This is a genomic window from Infirmifilum lucidum (genome assembly GCF_014876775.1).
In the GTDB taxonomy this organism is placed as follows: domain Archaea; phylum Thermoproteota; class Thermoprotei; order Thermofilales; family Thermofilaceae; genus Thermofilum; species Thermofilum lucidum.
Map to the genome: position 1 here is coordinate 1428147 of NZ_CP062310.1, position 12623 is coordinate 1440769.

General features: G+C 56.5%; 14 protein-coding genes. 12 read left to right on the plus strand and 2 right to left on the minus strand.

Annotated features, from left to right (window positions below):
• Positions 1-95: 95 nt before the first annotated feature.
• From nadA to IG193_RS08115, 7 genes are all read left to right on the plus strand, one after another.
• On the plus strand, positions 96-1010 hold the full coding sequence (nadA, locus tag IG193_RS08085) for a quinolinate synthase NadA (protein WP_192818671.1): 915 nt from the start codon (positions 96-98) through the stop codon (positions 1008-1010).
• A complete protein-coding gene (gene nadC, locus IG193_RS08090) occupies positions 1007-1855 on the plus strand; it encodes a carboxylating nicotinate-nucleotide diphosphorylase (RefSeq protein ID WP_192818672.1) in 849 nt (282 codons plus the stop codon). The genes nadA and nadC overlap by 4 nt, the downstream gene beginning before the upstream one ends.
• Positions 1856-2638 carry an aspartate dehydrogenase gene (nadX, locus tag IG193_RS08095; protein WP_192818673.1) on the plus strand — a complete coding sequence of 261 codons (783 nt, stop codon included), beginning with the start codon at positions 1856-1858 and terminating at the stop codon, positions 2636-2638.
• A gap of 66 nt (positions 2639-2704) precedes the next feature.
• The gene (locus tag IG193_RS08100) at positions 2705-3346 is read left to right on the plus strand and encodes a nucleotidyl transferase AbiEii/AbiGii toxin family protein (protein ID WP_192818674.1); all 642 of its coding nucleotides are present in this window, start codon (positions 2705-2707) and stop codon (positions 3344-3346) included.
• Complete coding sequence (locus IG193_RS08105) at positions 3343-3945, plus strand: type IV toxin-antitoxin system AbiEi family antitoxin domain-containing protein (protein ID WP_192818675.1); 603 nt, start codon at positions 3343-3345, stop codon at positions 3943-3945. The genes IG193_RS08100 and IG193_RS08105 overlap by 4 nt, the downstream gene beginning before the upstream one ends.
• Complete coding sequence (locus IG193_RS08110) at positions 3942-4775, plus strand: SDR family oxidoreductase (protein WP_192818676.1); 834 nt, start codon at positions 3942-3944, stop codon at positions 4773-4775. Before IG193_RS08105 ends, IG193_RS08110 begins: the two co-directional genes overlap by 4 nt.
• Before the next feature lie 70 nt (positions 4776-4845).
• A complete protein-coding gene (locus IG193_RS08115) occupies positions 4846-5250 on the plus strand; it encodes a hemerythrin domain-containing protein (RefSeq protein WP_192818677.1) in 405 nt (134 codons plus the stop codon).
• Here the strand turns inward: IG193_RS08115 and IG193_RS08120 are convergent.
• A complete protein-coding gene (locus tag IG193_RS08120; RefSeq protein WP_192818678.1) occupies positions 5247-7112 on the minus strand; it encodes an aldehyde ferredoxin oxidoreductase family protein in 1866 nt (621 codons plus the stop codon). The genes IG193_RS08115 and IG193_RS08120 overlap by 4 nt on opposite strands.
• Before the next feature lie 12 nt (positions 7113-7124).
• Positions 7125-7628 (minus strand): 4Fe-4S dicluster domain-containing protein, encoded by a 504-nt coding sequence (locus IG193_RS08125; RefSeq protein WP_225876084.1) that lies wholly within the window; start codon positions 7626-7628, stop codon positions 7125-7127.
• A 105-nt stretch (positions 7629-7733) separates the two neighbouring features.
• Between IG193_RS08125 and IG193_RS08130 the strand changes: the two genes are divergently transcribed.
• The 5 genes from IG193_RS08130 to IG193_RS08150 all read left to right on the plus strand — a co-directional run bounded on the left by IG193_RS08130 (position 7734) and on the right by IG193_RS08150 (position 12623).
• Entirely contained in the window at positions 7734-8027 is a 294-nt protein-coding gene (locus IG193_RS08130) for a HypC/HybG/HupF family hydrogenase formation chaperone (RefSeq protein WP_192819776.1), read from the plus strand.
• The gene (gene hypE, locus IG193_RS08135) at positions 8024-9073 is read left to right on the plus strand and encodes a hydrogenase expression/formation protein HypE (RefSeq protein ID WP_192818679.1); all 1050 of its coding nucleotides are present in this window, start codon (positions 8024-8026) and stop codon (positions 9071-9073) included. The genes IG193_RS08130 and hypE overlap by 4 nt, the downstream gene beginning before the upstream one ends.
• A gap of 3 nt (positions 9074-9076) precedes the next feature.
• On the plus strand, positions 9077-9676 hold the full coding sequence (locus tag IG193_RS08140; protein ID WP_225876085.1) for an MBL fold metallo-hydrolase: 600 nt from the start codon (positions 9077-9079) through the stop codon (positions 9674-9676).
• Positions 9677-9678: 2 nt separating this feature from the next.
• On the plus strand, positions 9679-11523 hold the full coding sequence (locus tag IG193_RS08145) for an AMP-binding protein (RefSeq protein ID WP_192818680.1): 1845 nt from the start codon (positions 9679-9681) through the stop codon (positions 11521-11523).
• Positions 11524-11663: 140 nt separating this feature from the next.
• Positions 11664-12623: an asparagine synthetase A gene (locus tag IG193_RS08150; protein WP_192818681.1), complete on the plus strand. Its 960-nt coding sequence runs from the start codon at positions 11664-11666 to the stop codon at positions 12621-12623.

Genomic DNA, 12623 nt, shown 5'->3' on the forward strand with positions numbered 1-12623 from the left:
ATACGTTTCAGTAATTGCAGAGAATACTCTAGACTTCTATGCAAACATGGCAGCGAACTGTTATATTGCTAGGGCTCTGTGGGAACTTGATCCACATGATCCTAGAGGAGATAAACAGGCTTAAGAGAGTTAGGAACGCTGTAGTCCTAGCACACAACTACCAGCTGCCCGAGGTTCAGGACATAGCCGACTTCGTGGGCGATAGCCTCGAGCTAGCGTTAAAAGCTCAGGAAGTAGACGCCGACGTCGTCGTAATGGCTGGTGTGAGGTTCATGGCCGAGATGGTCGCCCTCCTAAACCCCGACAAGACAGTCTTACACCCTAGCCCCGACGCGGGGTGCCCCCTGGCCGACTTCCTCTCCAAGAGCGTCATAGAGGAATACAGGAGGGAACACCCGGGAGCCCCGCTGGTAGTATACGTCAACTCTCCACTCGAGGCAAAAGCCCTCGCAGACTACGTTGTAACGAGCTCCTCTGCCGTGAAAGTAATCTCGAAGCTAGACTCAGACACCATCCTGTTCGGCCCAGACAAGAACCTAGCAGACTTCGTAGCAGAGAAAACCCAGAAGAACGTGATCCCCGTTCCGGTGTCGGGGCACTGCCCCGTCCACGAGTTTCTAATCTCGAGGTACTACGTCGAGAAAGCGCTCAGAGAGCACCCGGGCTACGAGCTAGTAGTTCACCCAGAAACCCCGAGGGACGTCAGGAGGCTGGCGAACTTCGTCGGTAGCACAAGCCAGATGCTGCGCTACATCCAGGAGACCCAGGCCGACAAGATACTTGTAGGCACGGAGGAGGGCTTGGTCTACCGGGCAAGGAAGCTAGCCCCGGGGAAGGACATCGTCCCAGTCAACCCAATAGCTGTCTGCGCGAACATGAAGAAGATAACACCCTACAACATACTAAAGTCTCTTGACAGGCTAGAGCCACGAGTAACTCTCGACAGAGCTCTCGCCTCAAGAGCGCTGGAGGTCGTGGAGAGGAGCCTCGAGCTGGTGAAGGGCAGGTGAGGAGTAGAGTTCTAGCCGAGAAGATACTCAAATGGGTAGAAGAAGACGCCCCCCTAGGCGATCTAACCAGCGACTTTGTAGTGCCCCGGGGCAGTGTGGCTAGAGCAGTCATCCTGCTCAAGAGCAGTGAAGCTGTCGTCGCGTGCACCGAGGACATAGCTGAAGCACTGGCGCATCTCGGGATACAAGTAGAGGGGCTCGAGCCAAGTGGGTCTCTAGTGGGGAAGGGTGCCTCGGTCATGGCCCTAAAGGGGGATGCTAGGGACATACTAGTCCTGGAAAGAACCCTACTCAACCTCCTGAACTACTGTATGGGCGTGGCGACAACTGCCAGAATGTTCGTCGAGGCTGCCAGGAGGGTGGATCCCAGGGTCAGAGTGGCTGTGACCAGGAAAACTCCACCAGGGCTGAGGGAGATAGCAAAGCAGGCCGCACGTGCGGGCGGAGCTGACACTCACAGGCTCTCGCTGAGCGACGCGATACTGATCAAGGACAACCACATAACGCTGGCGGGGGGCCTCGAGGAGGCTGTCAGGAGGGCCCTCGCGAGGAAGAGTTTCATCCACAAGGTCGAGGTAGAGGTTCAGAGCGCCGAGGACGCCCTAAAGGCCGCCAGGCTCGGGGTGGACGTAGTCATGCTGGACAACGTGAGCCCAGAAGAAGTCGAGAGGGCCGTAGAGCTCCTCGAGGCCGAAGGGCTTAGGAGTAGAGTTCTCGTCGAGGCCAGCGGTGGCATAACGCTGGACAACATAGCGGCGTACGTGAAGGCCGGGCCAGACGTTGTTAGCTCCAGCGCCATAACGATGAGGCCACTCCCAGTTGACATAAGCCTCGAGGTGGTCTAGTTGAAGAGAGTAGCCATTATCGGCTGTGGGGCTATCGGGGGCGTCATCGCCAGGAGCATAGACAGAGGGGATGTGGACGCGGAGCTCGTATCGCTCATGGACACCCAGCCGGAGGCCTGCACCAAGTTGAGGGAAAGCTTCACTAGGCAGAAGCCCTCTGTAGCGACGAGCATAGAGGAGGTTTTAAGCCTGAGGCCCGACATAGTGGTAGAAGCCGCTAGCCAGGAAGCTGTCGGGCAGTACGCAGAAAGAGTGCTTGAATTCTCAGACTTGGTCGTCCTCAGCGTAGGCGCCCTCCTGGACGCAGAAGTCTACCAGAAGATAGTCGAAGTAACAGCTAGGACGGGCAAGAGGATATACATACCCTCAGGAGCTATCGGCGGGCTTGACGTCCTCAGAGCATACGCAAGAGCAGGCGTTTCGAGGCTCAGGCTCACGACGCGGAAGCCTGCCCGCGCCCTCGGCGCAACAGTGACTACTCCTACGGTAGTCTTCAGAGGCAAGGCTAGCCAGGCAGTTAAAGCCTACCCGAAGAGCCTAAATGTCGCTGCAACAATCTCCCTGGCAGCTGGAGTAGAAGCCGAAGTAGAGCTCATAGCAGACCCCAACACGGACAGGAACATCCACGAGATCGAGGCAGAGTCCCCTGCGGGCAGGCTCAGGATAGTCCTCGAAAACGTCCCGTCCCCAGAGAACCCAAGGACAAGCTACCTGGCTGCTCTCTCAGCAGTAACACTATTACAGGAGCTCTGTAGCCCTAAGCGGGCGCTAGCCTTCTACTAAGACTCCTAGCCTCTTCTCGGAAAGTCTTATACCTAGGTTATACTTTTTTATAACCTTAGGTATATAATGAGCCTTAGGTTGTACCTTAGGAGGCGCGAGCATAGGGAGATAGCCGAACTCCAAGATATCATCGTGAGTACTCTATACAGTGTACTAAAGCCGCCCCCTGTCCTGCATGGCGGGACTGTGATTTGGAGGGTATACAAGTCCCCTCGTTTCTCCGAGGACATTGACCTGTACCACGAGTCAGTAGGCCTATACAGGAGGAGCATCGAGAGCGAGTTATCAGCCCTTAAACTGAACCTGCGTAAGTTCTGGGAAACACCTAATGCATTTTATATTAGCATAAGTGACGGCCGAGAAGTCAGAGTCGAGGCCACTAAAAGGAACGTGCTGGATGCCTCCGTTGAGGCCGAGTTCGAACTCATAGACGGGGGCTATATTGTCGTCCGCACCCTTCCTCCAGACTTGCTACTCAAAGAGAAAATTCAAGCATACATCGACAGGAGGAAAGCCCGCGACCTCTACGACGTGTTCTACCTCTTGAACTACGTAGACCCGGAGACAATGAGAGAAGACGCTAGAAAACTCGTTGAGCTCCTTCACGAACCTCCGGGAGACTGGGCCGAGCTCAGAGTTCTGATACTGCGGGGACTCCCGCCCAGCTTCGAAACCGTGAAGCAGAGAATCCTGGGGGTGGTGAGATGAAGTATGTAGGCAAAATCCGGAAGTACTTCAACAGGCCTGATAAACCAGTGTTCTCGTACTATGAGGTTCTAGCTCTAAACATACCCTCGGGCTACGCGAAGCTCCTACTCCACAACATGGTGCGCAGGGGAGAGATTATTAGGCTCAGGAAGGGCTGGTACAGCTTTCACAGGGATCCCCTAGCCTTCATATACACCCTACCACCGCACACAGCCTACTACGGCCTGGGGTTTGCAGCCTACATGCACGGGGCCTGGGTTCAGGTGCCGAACCCCGAAATACTCACCTACGCGGCCCCCAGGAAGATCAGAACAGGCATACACGTAGTGCTAGAGACACCCGTCATAGTGCACGGCATCGCCAGGAAGCTCTTCGGCTCGTACACGCTCGTAAGGCACAACCACTGGCTCCTACCTATCTCAACCCCCGAGAAGACGCTCGCGGACATGCTCTACTTCGACTACCCGTTCCTGGACGAGGTACTCGACGAACTCATCGCCAGGATCAATGTAGGCGAACTGAGGAAGATAATTGCCGAGTACCCCTACCCCGAGCGCGTCAAGCGAAGGCTCAAAACAGTAATTAAGCAGATTTCATGAGCACATTTATACTCCTCCCGGTTAAATTGTTGAATGTGGGTCTAGAAATAAAGCTGGAGGGTAAGAGAGCGCTAGTCACGGCTGCCTCGAGCGGGATAGGCCTGGGCGTCGCAAAGGTTCTCTCCCTGGCTGGCGCCGACGTGACTATACTGTCCAGGAACCCTGAGAAGCTGGAGAAAGCCAAGGAGGAGATTTTGGGCTTTTCAGGGAGGGAGCCGAAGGCTATCCAGGCAGACCTGACAAGAGAGGAAGACCTCGAGAGGACTGCCAGAAAGCTCGAGGAAGAGGGGATGCCTGACATCTTCTTCTACTCGACGGGTGGGCCCAAGCCTGGGGGTTTCCAGGATCTAACCATGCCAGACTGGCTCGAAGCCTTCAGACTTCTCGTATACCCTGCAATCTACCTCACTAGAGCCATACTGCCACACATGGTCTCGCAGAGGTGGGGCCGCATAATATACCTCGCTAGTCTCGCGATAAAAGAGCCTATGCCAAACCTCGCCCTGAGTAACGTTGTCAGGTTAAGTCTTGCAGGGCTCGTTAGAACGCTAGCACGCGAGGTTGGGAGGTACGGCGTAACGGTGAACGGCATCATGCCGGGCATAATACAGACACAACGCGTCGAAGAGCTAGCACGGGCAACATCACAGAGGGAGGGCATAACATTCGAGGAAGCCCTGAAAAAGCTCACGTCGGACGTACCTGCAGGACGGCTCGGGAAGCCGGAGGAAATAGGATACCTCGTAGCATTCCTGGCCAGCGACTACGCCTCTTACATCAATGGAGCAATGATACCCGTGGATGGCGGTAAACAACAATCAGTCTTCTAGGCTTAAAATATTTCGAAGAAGTAAGAATTTTTAGCCCCTTATTTGGCGCAGTAGCTCTGAGGAATCCCCAGTGAGCCATTCACAGTGGCCTGCTAGGAAGGAGCTAAAGGAGGAGCTTGTCAGGCAGCACTTACAGATTGAGGAAAACGTTGTACAGTACCTCGAGAACGTCTTGAGTGAGTATAGGGAGAAACCCGGTGCGTACGCCCAATACATGGATAGGCTTATTGCAAGGGTCGAGAACCTACTCCTTCCTCACAACACGTGGGAAGAGGAGAAAGTTTTCCCGCTTTTCACAGGCCATCCGTTAATCGAGGCACTTGTTAGCCAGCATAGGGAGATTTTCGGTCTTCTCTCTACCGCTAAGCAGGAGAAAAGCCCCACGAGAAAAGTCCAGACTTTACTAGACTTCCTGGAGATTTTAAAGATGCACTCAAAGTTGGAAAATGAACGGTTAGTACCGATGATATACTAGGGTATTTTTATAGAGTCCAAGAGTCTCTCCGCAAAGTCTAGCCCGAGCGATTCTAGTGTTGCCGCTGTTGGTATGCCGTACTCGTCCCACCCCATGAACGCGAAGTACTCGGCTCGCGCCTTCTCGAGGTCGCTTTTATCTACGACCTTACCCTTGAAGGGCCCCGAGGGTAGGGGCTCGTAGAAACGCGGCGGCAGGTCATCGTCCTGCAGAGGCCTCCAGTATAAGTCGGGGCCACTCAGGAGTAGCGCGATGCGCTGGAGCGCCAGTATGCGCTTGGCGTGCTTGTTCATCCACTCCTCGCGCGTCACGCCGAAACCTGTTATGGCCTCGAGGAACTGGAACATTAGGCCGTCAATAGCGTTGAACGCGCATATCACGGCAGAGTCGGGGAAAGTCATCCACAGTTCGCTCCAGGGGCTGTCAAATGGCTTGCGGGGTGCAGATGTATGGTCTCCACCCTGCGCGCTGGTCGCGTAGGAGAAGGGGGGCAGGTAGTCCTTCCCGCTCCTGACTCCGTGGGCGCCTATCCCCACACCCTTGGAGTGTACAACGTATTTGGTCGCGTCGACCCCCTTGAGCCTGCTGACCTCCAGGGCGAAGCGTAAACTACCCTCAGCCATTAGCCTCCCGATGCCCTCCCGCCTTGCAACCATCTCCATTAGTTTAGCAAAGGCCTCTGCGTTGCCCCATCTAGGCTCTATGCCGTGCAAGTCGTCTCTGCTCAGGATACCCTTCTCGTAGAGCTCCGCCACCAAGCCCAGGAGGTTCCCGGTCTGTATCCCACAGAGCCCGAGGTCGTCTGCTACAGCTGATAGGTAAATGCAGGCACGGGGCTCGAAGACCCCTAGGTTTGGCCCCATGTACGCCTGTAGCTCGTAGTCTGGAGTGTCTGTAAGAGAACCTTTCATACTGCCAGACCTGAGGTAGGATATCTTCATGCACGTGCTAGGGCACCCGTAGTCGCCCCAGAACCTCTTAACCCAGTGCGACTCGAAGTACTGTTGCCCCATTGAGCGTCTGTCGTGCCACTCCTCCTGCCAGTTCCTGACAGGCTCGCTACTCGTAACTGCACCCACAGAGTAGCCTCCAGCACCAGTACCCCACTGCTTGAACGTGACGTTCCTGTTGAGGCGGAGCCATGCCTCTCTGATTAGTAGCTTCACCCAGTCGGGGTGTTTTGCCTGAGGCATAGGCCCGTAGCCCTTTACGACGAGAGCCTTGAGCCTCTTCGACCCCATAACGGCGCCATAGCCGCCGTAACCCGCAGCGTGCGTGAGTTTAGCCATGACTGCGGCGGTTCTTACGAGGTTCTCGCCCGCAGGCCCTATATAGACAAAGCTAGGCTCCTTCGTGAGCCCCTCCCTGGCGAGGTGCTTGCGCTTGAGCTCAGACCACACCTCCCTCATTAGCTTCTCGTAGGTTTCCCGCCCTCTAAGCCCCCATAGGTGCTCCGCGCTCCTTATCTCGACGTTCTCACCCTCAACGTAGACGTAGACTGGGTCGCGCGCTTTACCCCTGACGACAACACCGTCATACCCAGCTGCTCTAAGCTCTATCGCGACCTCGCTTGACAGGACACTGCCGATTATGCCGTTGCTCTGCGGAGACTTGCCGGATACGGCTAACTTTACTCCAGGGTAGTAGCCGGTTAGAGGCCCTGTGAGGAATAAGAGGACGTTTTCCTCGCCGAGAGGGTCGAGAGTTCTCCACCTCTCTCCTAGCTCCCGCATGAGTATGTATACAGCCAGCCCACGCCCGCCTATGTAGTTCCTCAAGACGTCCTCCTCCAGCTCTCTAGTCCAGATTTTCTCGCGTGAGAGGTCTATCTCCAAGAGCCTGCCGTTATACCCGTAGACCATACAGCAACACCCTTACTCGCCCCCGAGCATGGTCTCAAATAGTCTCCTGGAGACTTCTTCGGGGAAGACGGAGTACACCTTGTATGCTACGCTCTCGTACGGAACAATTCTTAGCGCGAAATACCCTGCGCTCTCGCAAGCCTTTACGCACTCAGGCTCACCCCCGCATAGGTCGCAGACCATAGCCTTCCTCGTTCTGGGGTGTAGGCGCATGACCTTGCCGGGACACGCGCGGACACAGGCCCCGCAACTAGTACATTTCTCCTCCTTGACCACTACGGCTCCAGTCTTCTCGTCCACCCTTAGAGCACCCTCCGGGCAGGCTTTAACGCAGGGGTAATCCCTGCACTGCGCGCACGTATGCGGGACGTCTACTCCCGGGAAGAGCTCGAAGACTCTAATCCTGCTGGTCTCAGGCCACACAGTACCCTCGTGCTTCAGGGTACAGGCAACTTCGCATAGCCTGCAGCCAGAACACCTGAGGGGGTCGCGCAGGATAAAGATGCTTTTTGACACAAATTCAGTACCAATTGACACTATTTATGCCTTCTCTGCTTCTGAGGAGGTGTCTTATGCTTAAGTTTTATTAATTATGTCATATCTACTTCAACAGTGGCGAGAATGTGCTGGGGATCGCCTGCTGTCGTCGTCGAAGTGGAAGGCCCTATAGCTAGGGTGGACTACGGTGACGGCATAATTCGAGAGGTCTTCGTTGGTATCTCTGAGGGGAGGGTGGAACCGGGAGACCTGGTAATGGTTCACGCAGGCGTTATAATCACTAAACTAACCCCCGAGGGGGTTGCCGAGCAGATAGAGTTCATAAAGAGCGTGGTTGGCGAAGAAGCTTCAGCCTGGGTAGGCATGTACGAGAACGTCATAAAGCTAGCGGAAGAGCTGAAGAGGAAGAGCGTATGAGCCACGAGGAAACTGTTACCCTGGCACACGGCCAGGGAGGGTACGAGACGCTCGAGCTCCTGAAAAGACTCCTCTTCATGAAAGTAGAAGACCCCCTGAAGAAGGTTCCCGGGGGGCTCGGCATAGACAAGCCAGACGATGGATCCCTAATACCTCTGCCAGATGGCCGCTACCTCGTCGCTACAGTCGACTCCTACACAGTGAATCCGCCGTTCTTTCCGGGCGGGAACATTGGAAGCCTTGCCGCCCACGGGTCGATAAACGACGTGGTCATGATGGGTGGCCGGCCGGTGGCAATGCTTGACTCGATAATAGCCGAGGAGGGCTTCCCGATGAAGAGCCTGGAGGAGATAGTTAACTCCTTCATCTCTGTCCTGATGAGTGAGGGCATCGCCCTCATAGGCGGAGACTTCAAGGTCATGCCCAAGGGACAAGTCGACAGAGTGGTGATAACTACAGTGGGGCTGGGCATCGCAGAGCACCCCATCGTAGACGAGCCGAAGCCTGGGGACAAGATAGTTGTCACAGACTTCCTAGGGGATCACGGGACAGTCATACTAATGTCACAGCTAGGGCTGGGAGACGTAGAGGAGATAGCAAGCGGGCTACTCAAAAGCGACTCTAGGCCCTTAACCCCACTCATCCCCGTCCTGGAGAAGTTCCACGGCTTTATCCATGCCGCCCGCGACCCCACGCGGGGCGGCCTAGCAGGCGTGCTCAACGAGTGGGCGCGGGAAACTGGCCTGGTGCTCGTCGTCGAGGACGCCGAGATACCCGTGAGGGAGCACGTCAGGCGGTACACCGAGATGCTGGGAGTAGACCCCGTCTACCTGGCGAGCGAGGGCGTGGCTGTCCTAAGCGTCTCCCCCGAGGTCGCTGAAGAGCTTGTTAGAGAGCTCCACGCGAGGGGGTTCGTTAACGCGAGGGTAATAGGCGAAGTCAAGTCGAGTGAGAAGTACAAGGGCTATGTCCTCTCGAGGACGCCTGTAGGGGGCTTCAGGGTTATTGAGCCTCCAAGGGGAGTTTTGGTTCCGAGGATATGCTGAGAGGTGAGGGCCCTGAGGGCGCTAACTTTCAGGGGCGTGAAAATCTCGAGGAGAGGGCTAGCCGGCGCCATCCTCACGTACGGCGGAGAATCTATTTGCATAGACTCAGTGGATCCGAGTGGCTGTAGCATAGCGCTTTACACGCACAACCACCCAGGGCACTCTCCCCCCGCTCTACCGGGTATCCCGGTGTACTCCCCCTTCGCCGGCAGGATAGTAGCCCCCGGCGAGAGGCTCGAGTTAGGCAAAGGCGTGCGGCTCACCGTTGTACACGCCTACAACATCAGTCTTGGAGGGGCCGTAGCGCATCCCAGGGGCTCAGGCGTGGGGTTTCTCGTAGAGTTCCCGACTGGACTACGCGTGTACCACGCGGGGGACACAGACCTGATAAGCGAGATGGTCGAGCTCAGGGGCCGCGTAGACTTGGCTTTCCTACCTGTCTCCGGACAAAGCGTCATGAACCCGGAGGAGGCGGCAGAAGCCGTGAGAACCCTCAGGCCGGCTATAGCAGTACCAGTACACGAGGGGGGCATCTCCAGGCTACGTGTGTTCAAGCGACTGGCCCAGCCGTACACCCAAGTCGTGCTGATGGAGGGCGGGTGAGCGTGGAGAGAGTAGTCCCTCCCTCGATGAGGTTCAAGGCAATAACCCTAGGCGAGTACCGCAAGGCGTACTTAGAGAGCATTAACAGGATCGAGGATTTCTGGAGCCGCGAGGCCAGGAGCCTTGTCTGGGAGCGCGAGTGGACTCTGACACGCGAGGGCTCGGGGCCTAGCACCAGGTGGTTCGTCGGCGGCGTGTTGAGCCCGTACAAGAACGTCATCCTGCGGCACAGGGACACTAGCGCGTGGTCGAAGACGGCAATACTGTATGTCGACGAAAACGGCGACGGCACGGCCCTGACATACTCTGACCTAGACGCACTGGCCACGAGAGTCAGCTGTGGCCTGCTCAGGCTAGGCCTGAAGAGGGGTGAGTGGGTCGCAGTCTACAGCCCACCCAACGTCGAGAGCTTCGCCTTCATGCTCGGGGCAATGCGGGCGGGGCTGCCCTTCGAGCCCATATTCACGGGCTTCTCGCCCGCCGAGATGGCGCGCAGAGTGGTTAGCAGGGGGGCTAGAGCCCTCTTCGTCTCTCCACGCTACCTCAGGAGAGGCAAGCTCGTAGACCTACTAAGCACGGGAAAGGTTTACCTGGAGAGACTCTCGGAGAAGGGCGTAAAAGTCATAGTCGGCGACTCAGGTGGCGGTTACTCTGGTTTTACGGGCTTCTCGGAGCTCGTCAGCACGGGGTGCGACTCTGCAGTCGAAGCCGTCGAGTCAACGCACCCCCTCTTCGGGCTTCACAGCGGCTACGTAGACGACTTCAAACCCATTACGCACCCCACTGGAGGCTTCCTCGTGCAGGCGTGGGCTACCTCTAGGTGGATAGGGATGAGGCCCCGGGACACCGTTTTCTGCACGGTCTGGCCGGGTTGGATAACCGGCGTCACGTACCAGCTCTTCGGGCCGCTAATGCTGGGCTCTACGTTGCTACTCTACGACGGGGCACCGGACTGGCCTAACTGGGGTAGGTGGCTAGACATTGTAGACTCATACGCTGTCACCCTGTTCATAACCACGAGTAGCGCCGTAAGGATAATGTCGAGACAGGATCCGGCACTGTTCTACGGGAAAAACGACACACTCCGAGGAGTAATCGTCACGGCCGAGCCACTAGAGCCAGAGTACTGGCGTTGGGCATACAACACAATAGGTAGCCTGCCCTACCCCATTATAGACTCGAACCCTGGGAGAGGTGGAAGCATACCGGTGCTAAACATGTTTATACAGAGCGAGGTAGGCACGTTCTTCACCGGCAACCTCATCAATTACACCTTCACCCATATCGAACCAGGCTCTGCCGGCCCACCATTCCCAGGCTTCCACGTTGACATCGTCGACGAGACCGGGAACCCCATTAGAGGCAGGATCGGCAGACTCGTGATCAGACAGCCATGGCCCTCCATACCAATAGAAGCCCCGGAGGACTTCCAAAGAGCCTGGAGCAGGGGCTACTACGACACCGGGGATCTTGCTCTCATAAACTCTGAGGGTTACATCTTCCCTACCGGGAGGGGAGACGCGGTAATGAAAGTTAGCGGCTACAGGCTCAGCCCAGGTGCGCTCGAGAGAGCTGCAGTGTCCGCCGGCGCGGAGTGGGCCCTAGCGCTACCGCTAAAGGATCCCGAGAGGCTGGAAGCACCAGTACTCTTCTATTACGGCGAGGCGGGGGAGGAGGTACTCGTAAAGGCGGTACGCGAGGGTGTCGGGCCCATAGCGGCTCCTGTGCGGGTGGTTAGAGTCGCGAGGAAGCCTACGAGTCACGTGCCAAGGGAGGTGCTTGCCCCGATCTCGAGAAGGGGGGACTTGGACGCTGTCATAGGGTTGCTTGAAAGCCAGAAAAATTAGTACGCATTCCCAGAGGGATTTGTAAAAATTTCTCGAGTTTCCTGGAATTCTATTGTTAAATGTGCAACGTTTTCCGGGATACTGGCAGAACACTTTTATGAACCATGCTCATAGCACTACTTCGCAGGCAGGTGAAAAACATGAAGGTGCAAGCCCTCGTTGAGAATATATTGGCTTTAGACGTGTACGAGTCTCTCGCAGGTGTTCAGAAGAAGGCAGTCCTGCACGTCTTCTCAGAGACGCTACGCGCCCTGACAACGTCATTCCTGGATAGAGGCTTCACATGGCTACTACCGGTGATCACGAGCAAGATCACGGATCCCCTATGGCCCGACCCCGGAGCCAGCATAGAGCTCAGGCCGGAACTCGAGATATACGGAGAGCACGTGAGGCTCACGCAGAGCATGATACTGCACAAGCAGCTACTCGTGGCTGCCGGGTACGAGAAAATATTCATCCTCTCGCCCAACATCAGGATCGAGAGGCGCGAGCGCGCGAAGACCGGGAGGCACGCCTACGAGTTCACGCAGCTGGACTTCGAGGTGAGGGGCGCGAAGCGGGAGGACATCTTCAGGCTCGTGGAAGACGTGATAGTGGAGACCGTGGAGCACCTCGAGGACTGTTGCAGGAAGGAGTTCTCCCAGCTCGGCGTAGAGCCCGAGAAGCCGAGAACCCCGTTCAAAGTCTACACGAGGAGGGAGCTCGAGGAGAAATACGGGAAGAGATGGGAGACGCTGGCCCCCCTGGAAGCGGAGGAGCCCTTCTGGGTGACGGACATACCTAGGGAGTTCTACGACTACGAGGATCTCGAAAAAGGCGAGTGGCGCAACTACGACCTCTACCTCCCCACTTATGGCGAGGTTCTCTCGGGTGCCGAGCGGGAGTGGCAGTACGACAAGATCTTGTACAAGATCAAGCGGGACGGGGTCAGCGTGGACGCCTACGCGTACTACCTGGGTCTAGCGAGGAGGGGTCTACTCGTCCCCAGTGCGGGAGCAGGCATAGGAGTTGAGAGGCTTGTCCTGTGGCTTACAAAACGCTCCCACATAGCAGAAGTCCAACCTTTCCCGCGAGTACCAGGAATAGTACTACCTTTCTGA

What these genes read in the sequence shown, in the direction of transcription:
- nadA (WP_192818671.1), top strand. Translation starts at nt 96, where the DNA reads ATGATCCTAGAGGAGATAAACAGGCTTAAGAGAGTTAGGAACGCTGTA.
- IG193_RS08100 (WP_192818674.1), top strand. Translation starts at nt 2,705, where the DNA reads ATGAGCCTTAGGTTGTACCTTAGGAGGCGCGAGCATAGGGAGATAGCC.
- IG193_RS08105 (WP_192818675.1), top strand. Translation starts at nt 3,343, where the DNA reads ATGAAGTATGTAGGCAAAATCCGGAAGTACTTCAACAGGCCTGATAAA.
- IG193_RS08110 (WP_192818676.1), top strand. Translation starts at nt 3,942, where the DNA reads ATGAGCACATTTATACTCCTCCCGGTTAAATTGTTGAATGTGGGTCTA.
- IG193_RS08120 (WP_192818678.1), bottom strand. Translation starts at nt 7,112, where the DNA reads ATGGTCTACGGGTATAACGGCAGGCTCTTGGAGATAGACCTCTCACGC.
- IG193_RS08130 (WP_192819776.1), top strand. Translation starts at nt 7,734, where the DNA reads ATGTGCTGGGGATCGCCTGCTGTCGTCGTCGAAGTGGAAGGCCCTATA.
- hypE (WP_192818679.1), top strand. Translation starts at nt 8,024, where the DNA reads ATGAGCCACGAGGAAACTGTTACCCTGGCACACGGCCAGGGAGGGTAC.
- IG193_RS08150 (WP_192818681.1), top strand. Translation starts at nt 11,664, where the DNA reads ATGAAGGTGCAAGCCCTCGTTGAGAATATATTGGCTTTAGACGTGTAC.